The organism is Achromobacter sp. SIMBA_011, assembly GCF_046535435.1.
Lineage (GTDB): Bacteria > Pseudomonadota > Gammaproteobacteria > Burkholderiales > Burkholderiaceae_B > Achromobacter > Achromobacter dolens.
In genome coordinates, this window is record NZ_JAWRWN010000001.1 from 1,366,738 (window position 1) to 1,383,260 (window position 16,523).

The following is a 16,523-nucleotide window of genomic DNA, read 5'->3' on the forward strand; positions in this document are numbered from 1 at the left end:
CCCATGACCGAACTGCTACGCATCCAGAACCTCACCGTCGACCTGCCGGCGGGCGCCGACCGGCGCCACGCGATTCACGACCTGTCCCTGTCCGTCAACGCCGGCGAGATCGTTTGCGTGGTCGGCGAGAGCGGATCCGGGAAATCGCTGACCGCCGGCGCCATCCTGGGCCTGCTGCCGCAGGGCGTGCGCGCCAGCGGCGGGCAGGTGCTGTGGGAAGGCGAGGACCTGCTGCGCCTGTCCCCGGCCGCCATGCGCCGCCTGCGCGGCCAGCGCATCGGCATGATCTTCCAGGAGCCGATGACGGCGCTCAATCCGCTGCGCACCATCGGCGACCAGATCGGCGAGGTCTTCCGCACCCACACGCGCCTGCCAGGCGGCGAAATCCGGCGGCGAACGCTCGGGTTGCTCGACTCGGTGCGCCTGCCTGATCCCGCCCATGCGTTCAGCGCCTATCCGCACGAACTGTCCGGCGGCCAGCGCCAGCGCGCCATGATCGCCATGGCGCTGGCGCTGGAGCCGGCGCTGCTGATCGCCGACGAGCCGACCACGGCGCTCGATGTCACCACGCAGGCGCAGATCCTGAGCCTGATACACGACCTGCAACGCCGCCGCGGCACCGCGGTGCTGTTCATTACCCACGACTTCGGCGTGGTGGCGGAGATCGCCGACCGCGTCGCGGTCATGCAGCGCGGCGAGCTGGTGGAGAGCGGCCGCGCCGAGGAGGTGCTCAGGCATCCGCGCCATCCCTATACCCGGGCCCTGATCGCGGCCGTGCCGCCCTTGGCGCCGGCAGCCGCGCGCGCCCCGGGCGCCCCGGAAAAGCCCGCCATTCTCACTACGGACGGATTGTCCAAGACCTATCGCAAGCGCGGCTGGTTCGGCCAGCCCGGGCGGGTGACCCACGCGCTGGACGGGGTGTCATTGACGTTGCGCGAAGGCGGCACGCTCGGCATCGTCGGCGAAAGCGGTTCGGGCAAATCCACCCTGGCGCGTACCCTGCTGGGGCTCTTGCCGCCGGATGCCGGCGCCATCACACTGGCCGGGGAACCGCTGGCGTTCAAGGGCGCCGCCGCGCGGGGCGCGCACGCCCGGCGGGTGCAGATGGTGTTCCAGGACCCCTATGGCTCGCTCAACCCGCGCCAGCGCGTCGGCGAGATCGTCGCGCGCGGCCCCATCGTGCATGGCGCGCCGCGGCGCGAGGCCTGGGCCCAGGCGCGGGAGTTGTTCGAACTGGTCGGCCTGTCGCCGGACGCGATCAATCGCTATCCGCACGAGTTCTCGGGCGGACAGCGCCAGCGCGTGGGACTGGCGCGGGCCCTGGCGATGCGACCGCGCGTACTGATCGCCGACGAGCCGGTGTCGGCGCTGGACGTGTCGGTCCAGGCCCAGGTGCTGGCGCTGCTGGCGCGCCTGCGCGAGCAACTGGGCCTGTCGATCCTGTTCATCACCCACGACCTGCGGGTCGCGGCGCAGGTGTGCGACCACGTCGCGGTGATGAAGGACGGCAAGGTGGTGGAAGCGGGGCCTTGCGCCGAGGTCTTCGGCCAGCCGTCGCATTCCTATACCCAGGCATTGCTGGCGGCGGTGCCGGGCCGGGGGTGGGATCCCGCCGGGGCCGCCGCGCGGCGGGCAGCATAGCGGCTTTGGCCGGATACGGCATTCGCGGTATAACCGACTGATGCCGTGCCGCGTTTCACGCGCCTCGCGCGAGACGCTCCCTCCACGGCGGGAGATTGCCCATGCCCGACATCGTCCAATTGCGTCCGGAGGGTCTGTACTGCGCCGCGGGCCAGTTCTACATCGACCCCTGGCGCCCCGTGGACGTCGCCGTTCTCACGCATGGCCATGGCGACCACGCGCGCGCCGGCATGGGTTGCTACCACACCAGCGCCGAAGGCCTGCCGATCCTGCAATGGCGCCTGCGCGAACAGAACTACCGCGTCCACGCCTACGGCGAGCCGTTCACGCTGGGCCGGGCGCGGGTTTCGCTGCATTCCGCGGGCCACGTGCTGGGCTCCGCGCAAGTGCGCATCGAAGTCGACGGCCAGGTGTGGGTCGTGTCGGGCGACTACAAGCGCCAGCCCGATCCCACCTGTGCGCCGTTCGAGGTGGTGCCGTGCGACACCTTCATCACCGAAGCCACCTTCGGCCTGCCGATCTATCGCTGGCCGGACACCGCGGAGGTGGCGCGCGACATCGTCCAGTGGCGCGACCATTGCGCCGCGCGCGGCGAGGCGGCCATTCTCTACTGCTACGCGCTGGGCAAGGCGCAGCGGGTGCTGGCCGAGCTGATGCCGTTCGTCGACCGGCCCGTCTACCTGCATGGCGCGATTGCCGCGGGCGTGGACGTCTACCGCGAGGCCGGCATCGCGCTGCCCGACACGCGCCTGGTCATCGAGGCGGACGGCGCGCCGGCGGCCGCGGGCACGGGATTTGCTGGCGAGCTGGTGCTGGCGCCGCCGTCGGCGGCCGGCAGCGCGTGGCTGCGGCGCTTCCGCAAGGCGCAGCACGGTTTCGCGTCCGGCTGGATGCGGTTGCGCGGCAACCGGCGCCGGCGCAACATGGACCGGGGCTTCGTCGTTTCTGACCACGCCGACTGGCCCGACCTGCTGCGCACGATCCGCCAGACGGGCGCGCGCCGCGTCATCGCCACGCATGGCGACACCGACGCGCTGGTGCGCACGTTGAATGAATCGGGCATCGTCGCCGAGACGCTGGCCACGCAATATGGCGAAGACGACTAGCACGGCGCGCCGCGCCATTTTCGTAGCGACAGGGGAACGGATCCAGGCATGAAGCGATTCGCGGCGTTGTATCAGGAACTGGACCGCAGCACCGCCACCTTGGACAAGCGCGCGGCGCTGGTGGCCTACTTCCGCGATGCGCCGCCGCGCGACGCGGCCTGGGCCTTGTACCTGCTGGCGGGCGGCAAGATCACCAGCGCGCGCCGCAAGATCGCCGCCGTCGGCGAGTTGCGCGCCTGGGCCGCGACCGCCTCCGATACCGCGCCCTGGTTGGTGGACGCCTGCTACGACCAGGTCGGCGACCTGGCCGAGACGCTGGCGCTGCTGGTGCCCGACCCGCGCACCGCCGCGCCCGAGCGCGGCCTGGCCGATTGGATCGAGGAGATCCTGGTGCCGGTCGCCAACCGCGACGAGGCCGAGCGCCGCGAAGTCATCGTCGCGGCCTGGCTGGGGCTGCCCTACATCGAGCGCCTGGTCTTCAACAAGCTGCTGACCGGCGCGCTGCGCGTCGGCGTGTCGCAACGCATGGTGCAGCAGGCGCTGGCGGAGTTGTCGGGCGTGCCCATCGCCCGCATCGCGCAGCGCATGCTGGGCGCATGGTCGCCCAGCCCCGCGTTCCTGCGCGACCTGCTCAGCGCCGACGAACTGCCCGGCGACCGCCAGCAGCCCTATCCCTTTTTCCTGGCCTCGCCGCTCGAAGGCGACCCGGCGCTGCTGGGGCCGATCGACGACTGGCTGCTGGAGTGGAAGTGGGACGGCATCCGCGCGCAACTGATCCGGCGGCGCGGCGAGGTGGCGCTGTGGTCGCGCGGCGAAGAGCGCCTGGACGGCCGCTTTCCGGAAGTCGAAGCGGCCGCGGCCGCCTTGGCGGTGGACTGCGTCGTCGACGGCGAACTGCTGGCCTGGCAGGAAGACAGCGTCGATCCCATGCCGTTTTCGGCCCTGCAGACGCGCATCCAGCGGCTCAAGCCCGGACCCAAGTGGCTGGCTGAGGCGCCGGTGCGCTTGCTCGCCTACGATCTGCTGGAGCTGGACGGCGCCGATCTGCGCGACGAGCCGCAGGCCGCGCGCCGCGCGCGGCTGGAGGCGCTGCTGCGCGAGCGCGCCGACCCGCGCCTGGGCCTGTCGCCGCTGGTGGCGCCGGCGAGCTGGGACGAAGCCCACGTGCTGCGCGCGCAATCGCGCGAGCGCGGCGTGGAGGGCTTCATGCTCAAGCGCCGCGGCGCGCCCTACCAGAGCGGCCGGCGGCGCGGCGACTGGTGGAAGTGGAAGATCGATCCGCTCACCATCGACGCGGTGCTGCTGTATGCGCAGTCCGGCCACGGCCGCCGCAGCACGCTCTACACCGATTACACCTTCGGCGTATGGGACGGCGACGCGCTGGTGCCCATCGCCAAGGCCTACTCGGGCCTGGACGACAAGGAGATCCTGGAACTGGACCGCTGGCTGCGCGCCCACACGCGCGAGCGCTTCGGCCCGGTGCGCTCGGTCGACCCGGTGCAGGTGTTCGAGCTGGGCTTCGAGGGCGTCAACCTGTCCAAACGGCACAAGTCCGGCGTGGCGGTGCGCTTTCCGCGCATCCTGCGCTGGCGTCACGACAAGCGCGCCGACCAGGCCGACCGGCTCGATACCCTGAAGGCCCTGGCGCGATGAGCGCCGCGCGGCGGGACGGCCCCTTGCTGGCGTGGTTCGCGGCGCGCGGCTGGAAGCCCGCCGCGTTCCAGCGCGAAACCTGGCGGCGCTATCTGGCCGGCGAATCCGGCCTGCTGCATACGCCCACCGGCAGCGGCAAGACGCTGGCCGCATTCGGCGGCCCGCTGCTGGAGGCGCTGGCCGATCCGGCGCCGGCGCGCGCGGCGGCGGGCGAGGGGCCGCGCGTGCTGTGGGTGACGCCGTTGCGGGCGCTGGCCGCCGACACCACGCGCGCCCTGGCACAGACAGCGGCCGAGCTGGGCCTGGCGTGGACGGTGGCGCTGCGCACCGGCGACGCCAGCGCGCGCGACAAGCGCCTGGCGCGCCAGGGCAAGGCGGATGTGCTGGTCATCACGCCCGAGTCCCTGGCGCTGCTGCTGTCCTACGCCGATGCGTCGCAGCGCTTTCGCGCCCTGCGCGGCATCGTGGTGGACGAATGGCACGAGCTGCTGGGCAACAAGCGCGGCGTGCTGCTGCAGTTATGCCTGGCGCGCCTGCGCTGCCTGTCGCCCGGCGCCCGCACCTGGGGCCTGTCGGCCACGCTGGGCAACCTGGACCAGGCCCGCGCGGTGCTGCTGCCGCATGCGCCCGACAGCGCCCTGGTGGCGGGCGCGCGGCCGCGCAAGATACAGATATCGACCCTGTTGCCCGAGCGCAGCCGCGCCCTGCCGTGGGCGGGGCACCTGGGGCTGTCGCAGCTCGAACGGGTCTTCAAGCGCCTGTTCGACGTGCGCGCGACCCTGCTGTTCACCAACACCCGCGCGCAGGCCGAGCTCTGGCATCGCGCGCTGGAATCGATCTGGCCCGAGGCCCCGGGCACCCTGGCGCTGCATCACGGCTCGCTCGATCCCAAGCTGCGCGCGGCGGTGGAGCAGGGCCTGCGCGACGGGACGATGCGCTGCGTGGTGGCCACCTCCAGCCTGGACCTGGGCGTGGATTTTCCGGCGGTGGACCAGGTGTTGCAGATCGGCAGCCCCAAGGGCGTGGCGCGCCTGCTGCAACGCGCCGGCCGCGCCCGCCATCGGCCGGGCGAGTCCGGCAACGTGGTGTGCGTGCCGGCGCAGGCGCTCGAACTGATCGAGTACGCCGCCGCCCGGCAGGCCATCGCGCGCGGCGAGATCGAATCCCGGCCGCCGCCGGTCGGCAGCCTGGACGTACTGGCCCAGCATGCCGTCACGCTGGCGCTGGGCGGCGGCTTCGACGCCGACGCGCTGTACCAGGAAGTGCGCGGCACGCATGCCTATGCCGCGCTCGATCGCGCCACCTGGCAGGCGGTGCTGGACTTCATCGTGCAGGGCGGCCGCGCGCTGGCCAAGTATCCGGACTATCAACGCGTAGTGCGCGACGACGACGGCCGCTATCGCGTGCACGACCGGCGCGTCGCGTTCCGCCATCGTTTGTCCATCGGCACCATCACCGCCGACGGCGCCGTGGCCGTCAAATACCTGCGCGGGGGCAGCCTGGGCTCGGTGGAGGAAGGCTTCCTGGCGCGCCTGCGGCGTGGCGACCGCTTCCAGTTCGCCGGCCGCACGCTGGAACTGGTGCGCCTGGAAGGCATGGTGGCCTATGTGCGCCGCGCCAAGGGCGGCGATGGCCCGGTCGCCACCTGGCAGGGCGGGCGCATGCCCCTGTCGACGCAACTGGCCAGCGAAGTGGAAAGCCTGTATTCGCATCCCGGCACGCATCCGGAGATGCGCGCCGTCGCGCCGCTGCTGCGGATCCAGGCGCAGGCCAGCGCATTGCCGGACCGGGGGCGGCTGGTGGCAGAACGCATCGGCACGCGGCGCGGCATGCATCTGTTCCTGTTTCCGTTCGCCGGCCGCGCCGTGCACGAAGGCATCGCGGCAATGATCGCGCTGCGCTGGGGCCGGCGGCAGGCCAACACGATCTCCTATACGGTCAACGACTACGGGCTGATGCTGACGCTGGCCGAGCCGGCCGCGCTGGACGCGGCGCTGCTGCGCCAGTTGCTCAGCCCCGAACACATGGCCGAAGACCTGCGCGACGGCGTCAACCTGGGCGAAATGGCGCGCCGCCAGTTCCGCGAGATCGCGCGCGTGGCGGGCCTGTTGACGCCTTCATTGCCCGGCCAGGCGGCACGCTCGCTGCGGCAGGTGCAGGCCTCCAGCGGGCTGCTCTACGATGTGCTGCGCCGCTACGATCCGGACCACCTGCTGCTGGCGCAAGCCGAGCGCGAGGTGTTCGAATTGCAACTGGAGGCGCCGCGCCTGCTGGCTGCGTTGCACGACTGCCAGCGGCGCGAACTGGCGCTGTGCGAACCGCGCGCGCTGACGCCCCTGTCGTTCCCGCTGTGGACAGAAAGCATGCGCGGTCAACTCAGCACCGAGACCTGGCAGGCGCGCGTCAGGCGCGCCGCGCAGCAACTGGAGAAGCGCTATGAGCGCCTTGCCTGAGGGCGCGTTGCAGGCGCTGTTGGGCGACGAGCCGATGTGGTTGCTGGGGACGCGGGCCCTGTTCTGGCCCGCGCGATCGCGCCTGATCATCGCCGACCTGCACCTGGGCAAGAGCCATGTGTTCCGGCGCGCGGGCATCGCGGTGCCCAGCGGCGCCACGCGCGGCGACCTGGATCGCCTGGCGGATGTGATCGCGCGCGCCGCCGCCCGCGAGCTGTGGATCGTGGGCGACCTGTTGCACGGGCCCGCGGGGCAGGCGGGGTGGCGCGATACCTGGATGGCGTGGCGGCGGGACCATGCGGCGCTGGATGTCGCGGTGCTGGCGGGCAATCATGACCGTGCCCTGGATGGCCCGGCGTTCGGCGTGCGGCAGTTGGGCGAGACGCACATTGACGGCCCGTTCCTGTTCAGTCATGTCCCGCGGGCGGACCCAGACGGCCGGCACGTCATCGCCGGCCACATGCATCCGAAAACGTCCGTGCGCGGCGTGCCGCGCAGTTGGCCGGCGTTCTGGCTGCGCCCTGGTCTTACGATCCTGCCGGCCTTTTCGGACTTCACCGGCGGCTATCCGGCCGATCGCGGCGACGGGCGCGTCGTCGCCTGCGTGGAAGGCGTCGCGATCGAGGTCGGCGCACGCGCGCGATGAGGGCGCCGGACGAGGAATCGCGAAGGGGGGCGGCCGCGGGTTACCCCTGCTGCGCCTGCCACATCCGCCGATAGCGTCCCGGCCGCGCCAGCAGTTCAGCGTGCGTGCCCCGCTGGGTGATGCGGCCGTCCTCGAACACCAGGATGCGATCGGCCGCGACGATGGTCGACAGGCGATGGGCGATGACGATGACGCTGCGCTCGGCCACCAGGGTGTCGATGGCCGCCTGCACCGCCAGTTCGCTTTCGGTGTCGAGCGCGGCGGTGGGTTCGTCGAGGATCACGATCGGCGCGTCCTTGAGGATGGCGCGCGCGATCGACAGGCGCTGGCGTTCCCCGCCCGACAGCTTGCCGCCCGCCTCGCCCAGGCGGGTCTGCCAGCCTTGCGGCAGGCGCTCGATGAAGTCCAGGCAATGGGCGGCGCGCGCCGCCGCCCGCACCTCGGCCTCGCCGGCCTCGGGCCGCGCCATGCCGATGTTGCCGATCACGCTGTCGTCGAACAGGTGCACGTCCTGGAACACGGTCGAGATCAGGCGGTTCAGGTCCGCGGGCGGCAGGCCGCGGATGTCCACGCCGCCGATCCGGATCGCGCCGCGCTGCGGGTCGGCGTGGCGCATCAGCAGGCGCGTCAGCGTGGTCTTGCCGGAACCGGACGGCCCCACCAGTGCGGTCAGGCCGCGCGCCGGCAGGTCCAGGTCGATGTCGCGCAGCGCCGGGGCAGTGCCGCCGGCGTAGCGGAACTCCAGGCCTTCGATGCGGATGTCCGCCGGCCCGGCCGGGCCGCCCTGCGAGGGCCATTGCGGCAGCGGCGCCACCGCGCGCAGCTCCTCGATGCGGGCCAGCGCGGCTTCGATCAGCGCCAGGACCGTGGTGAAGTTCACAAAGGTCGCCAGCGGTTCGGCAAAGCGCGCCACCAGGACCAGCACCGCGCCAAGCGCCGCGGGCGCCAGGCTGCCCTGCGTGACCCAGAGCATGCCGCAGCCCAGGATCGCCAGCATGCCGGATTCGACGATGGCGGCCACCATCAGCGACGGCTTGGCGCCGCGCCGGTGGTGTTCGCGCTGCAATTGCTCGAGCTGCTCGAAGCCGGCGCGCAGGCGTTCGTTGGCGGCGCCGGCGCGGCCCGTCGCCAGGCACACGGGCAGCCCTTGCATGTATTCGAGCAGTTCGGCGTTCAGGGCCTCGTTGGCGCGCCCGGTGGCGTCGTGGCCTCGGTCCAGCGCCGGCCGGCGCCAGCGGTAGAGCGGCACGATGGCGGGGAACACCAGCATCAGCGCCACGCCCAGCCGCCAGTCCCAGGCCAGCAGCGCCACGGCGGCCGCGGCCGGCGTGACGATGGCGCCCAGGATCAGGTTGATCACCGTCAGCGCGTAGTTCATCTGTTCGTCGACGCCGCCCAGCAGCTTGGCGGCGATGCCGCCGGTGCGGTGGGCCTGCAGCGCCTCCAGCGGCATGCGCCGCAACTGTTCTCCCAGCAGCACGCGCAGTTCGTGCGTGGCGCGCGCCATGTGGCCGCGATAATCGAAGCCCTGCGCCCGCCAGCGCAGGGCGATGGCGGCCGCCGCCAGCAGGGTGAAGCCCGCCAGCCAGGCCAGCGCGGCGCGCCAGGGATCGCCGCGGGTCACATGGACGAACAAGGGCACGATGCAGGCCAGCGACAGACCCTGGCACACGGCGGCGAGCAGCAGCAGGCACAGGCTGGCGCGCAGGCGGCCGGCCTGGCTGCCGGCGCTGCGGAGAAGGCGTCGATAGGTGTCGCGCCAGGGAGCGGGAGGTGTTGTCATGAGGCTTGGTCGCCCAGGGTCCAGCGACGGGCGCGTTGATGGTTGTTCCACAACTGGGCATAGAGGCCGCCGGCCGCGACCAGGGTGTCGTGCGTGCCGCATTCGGCCAGCCGGCCACGGTCCAGCACCAGGATCTGGTCGGCGTGGCGGATGCTGGCGAGCCGGTGCGCGACCATGATCACGGTGCGGCCGCGCATCAGCGCGGCCAGCGCGGCGCCGACCGCGCGTTCGTTTTCGGGATCGGTGGCGGCGGTGGCCTCGTCCAGCACCAGGATCGGGCGGTTCATCAGCACGGCGCGGGCGATCGTCAGGCGCTGGCGCTGGCCGCCGGACAGGTCCTTGCCGCCCTCGCGCAGCACGGTGGCGTAGCCGTCGGGCAGCGCCAGGATGAAGTCGTGCGCCTGCGCGGCCCGGGCGGCGGCCTCGATCTCGGCCGGGCTGGCGTCGGGACGGCCCATGGCGATGTTCTCGGCCACGCTGCCGGAGAACAGAAAGTTGTCCTGGAACACGAAGGCGACGTGCTCGAACAGGGTCTCGCGTTCCAGGTCGCGCACGTCGACGCCGCCCACCAGCAGGCGCCCGGCGTCGATGTCCCAGAAGCGCGCGATCAGCCGCGCCACGGTGCTCTTGCCGGCGCCGGAGCGACCCACCAGCGCCGTCAACTGGCCGGCGCGCGCGGTGAAGCTCAGACCGTCCAGCGCGGGGGTGCCGCCATAGCCGAAGCGCACATCCTCGAAGCGCACGCTGGCGTCGGCAGGACGACGCTCCGGCGCGCGCGCCGGCGGCAGCGGCGTGATCGCCAGCACCTGCTGGATGCGCGCCACGCTCAGCTTGGCCTGGTCGATCATGTGCGCCAGCGACATCATCGGGAACATGGCCTCGGCCATGCCCATGCCAAACAGCAGCAAGGCCAGCCAGACGGGAAAATCGAGCTGGCCCTGCGCCGTCCACCAGGCGCCCAGCCACAGCAGCGCCGCCAGCGTCGGCAGCGGGCCCAGCACGGCGATCGCGAAGCGCGAGCTGAAGCTGGCGCCGCGGTACCAATCGGTCAGCACGACCAGGTAGCGCTCCAGGGCGCGATGGTAGCGGCCGAAGGTGGTCTGGCCGGTATCGAAGGTGCGCACCACCGGCATCGCCTGCACGTATTCGATGACCGCCGCGCTGACCTGTTCGCGCGCCTGGTGGTAGCGCCGCGTCATGGTTTCGCGCCCGCGCATCGCCAGCGACAGCCCGCCGGCGCCCACCGCCAGCACGCCCACGGCGGCCAGCGCCATGCGCCAGTCCAGCGCGAACAGCAGCGCCGCGCTGAACACCGGCATGGCGTAGGCGCGGGCGAACAGCGGCGTGCTGTCGGCCACGAACACGTGCAGCGCCTGCACGTCGTTCTGCACCACCTTGGCCAGCGGACCGCTGCCCAGCGCCTGCAATTCGCCGAATGACAGCCGTGCAAGGTGCCGGACCAGGTCGTTGCGCAGGATCACTTCCAGGCGGAAGGCGGCATAGTGCGACTGGTTGAAGGCCTGCAGCCGCAGGAAGCAGGCCAGCAGGGTGCAGGCCAGTGCGCCCAGGAACGCGGGCCAGGGGTAGGCGGCCGAGGCCCGCAGCAGGTCGCGCATGGCCAGGGCCAGGCAGCCCAGGCTCGCCAGGCTGCACAGCACGCCGGCCACCGCCAGGCCCATGGCCAGGCGGATCCGGCCGCGCACCGGCCGCATGATTTCCCAGGGCTTGTTCATGCCGCCTCCCGGGGAATCCAGCGCATGGCGGCGAGCAGGCCGAGCACCGCCAGCGCGACCGCCGCGCCGACCACCCCGCCGTAGCCGATGCGGCCGGCCATCAGGGTGCCGGCCGAGGTCAGCAGCATCGCGAAGAAATGGCTCACGCTCATCTGCAGGGTGTAGTCGGTGGCGGGGCTTTGCGGCGACGCCTGATCCATGATCAGCGTGCACAGCACCGTGGCGGCCGGGGTGTACAGCATGTAGTACAGCACCACCGCCACGCCCGCCGTGGCATGCGACCCCCAGGCCATGGCGGGCAACGCCAGCCCGGCGATGCCCGCGACCTGCAACAGCGCCGCCGACAGGGTGGCGCCGCGCCGCGACCAGCGCTTGAGCAGGCGGCCGTAGGCCAGCGCCACGAGCAGGCCGGCGCTGGCGCCGACTACGTTGAGGACCAGCCCGATGTCGGCGAGCGACCAGCCGGTGTCGATCAGCGAGGGCATGATGACGGCATACCCCAGCGACGCGGAGGCCGGATAGAGCACCAGCAACAGCAACCAGCGCTTGCGTTGCGGGCCGCGCCAGAAGGCCAGCAGGCGCGCATGGCTGGCGGGGCCGGCGCTGCGGGGCCATTGCGGTTCGCGGTAACCCAGAAGCTGGATCCACGACACCGCCGTGAGCGCGGCCAGCAACAGGCAGCAGCCGCGCCAGCCCAGCCGTGGATACAGCATCAGCATCATGCCGCCGCCGACCAGGTTGCCAATCAGGCCGCCGGCGATCTGTAGGCCGTTGCCGAAGCCGCGATCGGCCGGGCGGGTCAGCAGCCGGCAGGCCAGGCCGTCGAGCGCCACGTCCTGGGCGCCCGAGAACAAGGCGGTGGCCCAGCACAACAGGTAGACCGCCGTGAAGTCGGTCCGCAGGTCAAGCATGCCGATCAGCGCCAGGCACAGCACCAGCCCTGCCTGGGTCACCAGCAGCCAGCCTCGGTAGTGGCCGCGCAGGCCGGTGGCGTGGCGGTCGATCCAGGGGGCGTACAGTGCCTTCAGCGGCCAGGCCATGCCTATCAGGTAGACCAGGCCGAGGGTGTCCAGGCTGGCCCCGCCGTCGCGCAGGATGGCCACCATGGCGATGACGAAGAACATCAGCCCCAGGAACTGGGTGCTGTAGAGGCTGGCCAGCAAGGCCCAGGCGCGGCGCGATGGCACGGGGAAGATTCTCCGGAGGAATGAGCAGGCGGATGCCGGGCGTGCCGCTCGGGGGCGGCGCGGGGCGAAGGCGGCAAGCCCGGGAGGGAACGCGCCGCGAATTCATTGATGATAATGATTGTTATTGTTATTTCTACCCGAATCGGGTCATTTCAGCCTGAATCGGATAGACGCACCGTGTCATTGCCGGCCGTTTCGCCACGCGGCGCCGGGGCATCCTTGGGCGTTCGGGCCCGGACTGCTTGCCTTCGTCCGCTTTTCGGGGGCGGTGGCAGGGGCATTCCTTTTGCGTCGTGGTATCTATAATATAGTCCCCTAGACTATATTCCGGCATTCATCCGCCATGGCCCACACCATCCGCCAGAAAGAAAAACTCATCGCCCGCGTGCGCCGCATCCGCGGCCAGCTCGATGGCCTGGAGCGCGCTCTGGAGGCCGAGACGCCCTGCGGCGAGGTATTGCGCCAATTGGCTTCCGCGCGCGGCGCGCTCAGCGGCTTGACTGCCGAGGTGATGCAGGGCCATCTGGACGAGCACGTGGTGCACGCGCCGTCCGAATCCGAGCGGGTCCAGGCGGCGCGGGAAATGATGGATGTCATCCGGGCCTATATGAAATAACCGCCCGCCGGCGCCGGGCCGTCGGTCACGGGCCTGGCGGGCAGCAGGAGCAACCCCATGAATCATTCCCCGTCCCACGATCATGTCTTCCTCGGCCAGGACCATCGGCGCAACGAGCGCCAGGTATGGTGGGTCATCGCCCTGACCGCCAGCATGATGGTCGTCGAAATCATCGCCGGCAATCTCTACGGGTCGATGGCCCTGGTGGCCGATGGCTGGCACATGTCGACCCATGCCGGCGCCATGCTGATCACCGCGCTGGCCTACGGCTATGCGCGCCGCCAGGCCCGCAATCCGCGCTTCACCTTCGGCACCGGCAAGCTGGGCGAGCTGGCGGGTTTCGCCAGCGCCATCGTGCTGGCGCTGATCGCCCTGATCATCGGCTGGGACAGCCTGGCGCGGCTGGTCGATCCGGTGCCCATCCGTTTCGACGAGGCCATCGCCATCGCGGTCGCCGGGCTGCTGGTCAACCTGGTATCGGCCTGGCTGCTGAAGGATGACCATGGTCATGCGCACGGCCATGGCGGCCATAGGCCTGACCATGATCATGGGCGTCATGTCCATGGCGCCCATGATCGCGGCCATCATGGGCACGACCACGACCACGACCACGACCACGACCACGACCACGACCACGGCCGCGCGCCAGCCGCCGGTCATGGCCATCCCGCGCGGGTCCGTGACAACAACCTGCGCTCCGCCTACGTCCACGTGCTGGCCGATGCCTTGACCTCGGTGCTCGCCATCGCGGCCTTGCTGCTGGGCCGCAGCTACGGCTGGCTATGGGCCGATCCGGCGATGGGGGTGGTCGGCGCGCTGGTCATCGCGCGCTGGTCGTGGGGTTTGATCCGCGACTCGGGCACAGTGCTGCTCGACGCCGCGCCGCAGAGCGGAAAAATGCGGCGCGACATCGAACAGGCCCTGGATGCCGGCGACGGCGAGATCGCCGACCTGCATGTGTGGCAGGTCGGTCCGGGCCACTATGCCGCGATCGTGTCGCTGGTTACGCGCCATCCGCGCGACAGCGCCTTCTACAAGGCCAAGCTGGCGCATATCGCCGGCCTGTCGCATCTGACGGTCGAGACACAGGCCAGCCCCTGAACGAGACGGCCCGCGGGCTCAGTCGCAGGCGCCGGCGTCACCCCGGGCCGGGTCGACGCAGCGGCCCCAGGCCTTGGCATCCAGCGCCGTGACGGGCAGTAAGCGGGTCATGTCGTGCACATACAGGAACACCCGGCCCGGCGTCTCGCGCAAGGCCCGGTGGAACGGCGCGATCTGCGCGGACGCCAGCACCACACGGCCCTGGGCATTGCTGACGCCCTTGAGCAGCACCGTCTGCACCTTCGGATCCCACGACGGCAGGCCGTCGCCCTCGACGGTGTCGGCCGGCACGCGCACCACGCGCCAGGGCTCGTCGGGGATCTCGGTGATGACGATCGGCGAGGCGCCGGGCGCCACCGGCAGGATCCGGTCCTGCGGATTGGCCGGCAGGGCATAGGCGATCATCGCGCCGTCCCGGTCGGGATCGGGACGCGACCGGTAGACCGCGCGCGTCGTGCCATCGGCGTTCAAGCGCCGCACCCGCGCGCCGAGCGGCCCGGCGCGCAGGTCGATGATGCGCAGCAGGGCGCCGGCATCGTCGCGCACGTAGTACACCGGCCGCGATGGCGTGCCGCCGCAATCGTCCAGGAACACGGCCGTGACGCGGCCCTGGCCGTCGCGGGCGACGCAAGCCTGCTGCAGCGCGCTCTTGCCACTGCGCGCCGACGTGAATTCGGCGTAGGCCGCCAGCCGGCCCTGGGCATCGTAGGCGAGCCGGTAGCCGCCATCCTCGACCTGGCGTCCGCGCACCTGCCGGTAGCGGTCGATGCGGCACAGCCGGCCGTCGGCATCGCGCTGCAACACGGTCGCGCCGGGCTCGCCGGCGCGACTGGCGTAGACGCTCCAGTCCACCGCGTCGGGCCAGAGGCGCGGCGTGAGATCGCCGTCCTCGGCCACGGTGATCAGCCGGGTGTCGGCTTGCACGCGTTCGCCATGCAGGCCCAGCAGCACGCGCGGGCCGTCCAGCGCCAGCGCCAGCGGCTGGGGGCGCAGCGCGGCGCCCGCCGGCTCGGCGCCGAACGGCGTGTCGATGGGCGCGCAGGCGGCCCAGCCCAGCGTCGGCGCCGCGGCCAGCAGCGCGGCGCCGAGACGGCGCGGCCAGCGGCGGGACATCGTCGCGTCAGCCATGTTGCAGCCCGTCCAGAAAGCGCACCACGTCCCAGTATTCCCGCGTCATGGCGCCCAGTCGCAGGCGTGGCCCGTCGTCGAACACCAGGAAGGGATAGGCGTCGCGCTCGAGCTTGCCGTCGGGCGGCAGGCGATAGGGCTTATAGGCGTCGGGGTCGTTGAAATGGGGCTCCAGCCGGCCGCCGCCGTCGATATGCAGATACCAGGCGCGCAACTGTAGGGGTGCCTTGCCCGGCGGCGTGTCGGTGTAGGGGCCGCCGTCGCCCGCCACCACCGATTGCCGCAACAGGCCAAGCAGCAGGCGAGTCCGGCCCTGGTAGGCAATCTCTCCCGACACCGTGCCGGCCGGCTGCGCGGCCAATTGGCGCACGAGGGCCACCGCGCGCGATGACGGCACCACGGTGTCGGCGAAAATGCGCTCGACGTCGGCGTCGGTGGGGGTGGGCACGGCGGCCAGCCGGAGCAGGTCGCGCTCGAAATCGGCCAGCCATTGCTGGTAGCGCTGCGTCTGGGCCTGTCGGTCGAAGGCCTGGGCGGGGGCCGCGCAGGCCAGCCACAAGAGTGCGGCGGCGCAGCAAAGCGCGTAGCGCATGCGAAGGACGGCAAGACGCGCCGAAGCCAGCGTAGGGGAGGACATGCCGGTGGGCTCCTGCGGAAGGACGGAATGCCCGGGATTATGCGCAGAGCGGCGACGGTCTGTCACCTCGGTGGGCGGATCGCCGTGGCGGGGCACGGCGCGATTGCCAACGCTTCGTAACGTCTGCGCGCCAGGGCCGGCGTTATGCTCGACCGGGCAGCATTCTTCAGCGCGCGGCGCGCGGACTTCGCCGGCGCGTGTCGAGCTCGCGCGTTGCGCGCGGGTTCGCGCGGCGCGTGTTTCGTTTCGCGCGCGTTTCGTTTCGTGTGTCGCTTCTCATCGCAGGAGACCGATGATGATCAGCAAGAATACGATTTGCCTCTGGTACGACCGTGACGCGCTGGACGCGGCCCGGTTCTACGCGCAGACATTTCCCGACAGCGCCGTGGGCCGCGTGATGCATGCGCCCGCCGACTATCCGTCCGGGCGCGAGGGCGATGTCCTGACGGTGGAGTTCACGGTGGCCGGCATTCCCTGTCTCGGCTTGAATGGCGGCCCCGGCATCCTGCACAACCAGGCTTTCTCGTTCCAGGTCGCCACCGACGACCAGGCGGAGACCGATCGCCTGTGGAACGCGATCGTCGGCAATGGCGGCCAGGAAAACGTGTGCGGCTGGTGCCAGGACCGCTGGGGCTTGTCCTGGCAGATCACCCCGCGGGTGCTGACCGAGGCGCTGGTGTCGCCGGACCGCGCCGCCGCCAGGCGTGCCTTCGAGGCCATGATGCAGATGGGCAAGATCGACGTCGCCGGCATCGAGTCGGCGGTGCGGGGTTGAAGGCCGCGCCAACCTCCCGGTGACGCTCAATCCGCCGGCAGCCCGAACGAGGCGTTGGTCGGGC

General features: G+C 71.5%; 13 protein-coding genes. 8 read left to right on the forward strand and 5 right to left on the reverse strand.

Features of this window, described 5'->3' with window-relative positions; translation table 11 throughout:
- Window positions 1-3 precede the first annotated feature (3 nt).
- The 5 genes from SB816_RS06305 to pdeM all read left to right on the forward strand — a co-directional run bounded on the left by SB816_RS06305 (window position 4) and on the right by pdeM (window position 7,499).
- Window positions 4-1,641, forward strand: coding sequence for an ABC transporter ATP-binding protein (locus tag SB816_RS06305; protein WP_410546648.1), 1,638 nt, complete (start codon window positions 4-6; stop codon window positions 1,639-1,641).
- A gap of 101 nt (window positions 1,642-1,742) precedes the next feature.
- Complete coding sequence (locus SB816_RS06310) at window positions 1,743-2,747, forward strand: ligase-associated DNA damage response exonuclease (RefSeq protein ID WP_410546649.1); 1,005 nt, start codon at window positions 1,743-1,745, stop codon at window positions 2,745-2,747.
- Window positions 2,748-2,795: 48 nt separating this feature from the next.
- On the forward strand, window positions 2,796-4,400 hold the full coding sequence (locus SB816_RS06315) for an ATP-dependent DNA ligase (RefSeq protein WP_063569933.1): 1,605 nt from the start codon (window positions 2,796-2,798) through the stop codon (window positions 4,398-4,400).
- Window positions 4,397-6,853, forward strand: a complete 2,457-nt coding sequence (locus SB816_RS06320) for a ligase-associated DNA damage response DEXH box helicase (RefSeq protein WP_410546650.1) — start codon at window positions 4,397-4,399, stop codon at window positions 6,851-6,853. The genes SB816_RS06315 and SB816_RS06320 overlap by 4 nt, the downstream gene beginning before the upstream one ends.
- Complete coding sequence (pdeM, locus tag SB816_RS06325) at window positions 6,837-7,499, forward strand: ligase-associated DNA damage response endonuclease PdeM (RefSeq protein WP_410546651.1); 663 nt, start codon at window positions 6,837-6,839, stop codon at window positions 7,497-7,499. Before SB816_RS06320 ends, pdeM begins: the two co-directional genes overlap by 17 nt.
- 40 nt (window positions 7,500-7,539) lie before the next feature.
- On the opposite strand, the gene SB816_RS06330 is transcribed toward pdeM, so the two are convergent.
- The 3 genes from SB816_RS06330 to SB816_RS06340 are packed head-to-tail and all read right to left on the reverse strand — an operon-like array spanning window position 7,540 to window position 12,202.
- On the reverse strand, window positions 7,540-9,282 hold the full coding sequence (locus SB816_RS06330) for an ABC transporter ATP-binding protein (RefSeq protein ID WP_410546652.1): 1,743 nt from the start codon (window positions 9,280-9,282) through the stop codon (window positions 7,540-7,542).
- A complete protein-coding gene (locus SB816_RS06335; RefSeq protein WP_410546711.1) occupies window positions 9,279-10,994 on the reverse strand; it encodes an ABC transporter ATP-binding protein in 1,716 nt (571 codons plus the stop codon). Before SB816_RS06335 ends, SB816_RS06330 begins: the two co-directional genes overlap by 4 nt.
- Before the next feature lie 17 nt (window positions 10,995-11,011).
- Window positions 11,012-12,202, reverse strand: coding sequence for an MFS transporter (locus SB816_RS06340; RefSeq protein ID WP_116793691.1), 1,191 nt, complete (start codon window positions 12,200-12,202; stop codon window positions 11,012-11,014).
- A gap of 343 nt (window positions 12,203-12,545) precedes the next feature.
- Between SB816_RS06340 and SB816_RS06345 the strand changes: the two genes are divergently transcribed.
- Window positions 12,546-12,818 carry a metal/formaldehyde-sensitive transcriptional repressor gene (locus tag SB816_RS06345; protein WP_054415202.1) on the forward strand — a complete coding sequence of 91 codons (273 nt, stop codon included), beginning with the start codon at window positions 12,546-12,548 and terminating at the stop codon, window positions 12,816-12,818.
- A gap of 57 nt (window positions 12,819-12,875) precedes the next feature.
- Window positions 12,876-13,919 carry a CDF family Co(II)/Ni(II) efflux transporter DmeF gene (gene dmeF, locus SB816_RS06350; protein ID WP_410546653.1) on the forward strand — a complete coding sequence of 348 codons (1,044 nt, stop codon included), beginning with the start codon at window positions 12,876-12,878 and terminating at the stop codon, window positions 13,917-13,919.
- A gap of 18 nt (window positions 13,920-13,937) precedes the next feature.
- On the opposite strand, the gene SB816_RS06355 is transcribed toward dmeF, so the two are convergent.
- The gene (locus SB816_RS06355) at window positions 13,938-15,047 is read right to left on the reverse strand and encodes a hypothetical protein (RefSeq protein ID WP_410546654.1); all 1,110 of its coding nucleotides are present in this window, start codon (window positions 15,045-15,047) and stop codon (window positions 13,938-13,940) included.
- Entirely contained in the window at window positions 15,040-15,684 is a 645-nt protein-coding gene (locus tag SB816_RS06360) for a hypothetical protein (protein ID WP_116793689.1), read from the reverse strand. The genes SB816_RS06355 and SB816_RS06360 overlap by 8 nt, the downstream gene beginning before the upstream one ends.
- A 295-nt stretch (window positions 15,685-15,979) precedes the next feature.
- Here SB816_RS06360 and SB816_RS06365 point away from each other — a divergent pair, with 295 nt between their 5' ends.
- Window positions 15,980-16,459 carry a VOC family protein gene (locus tag SB816_RS06365; protein ID WP_054501211.1) on the forward strand — a complete coding sequence of 160 codons (480 nt, stop codon included), beginning with the start codon at window positions 15,980-15,982 and terminating at the stop codon, window positions 16,457-16,459.
- The last annotated feature ends 64 nt before the right edge of the window (window positions 16,460-16,523 follow it).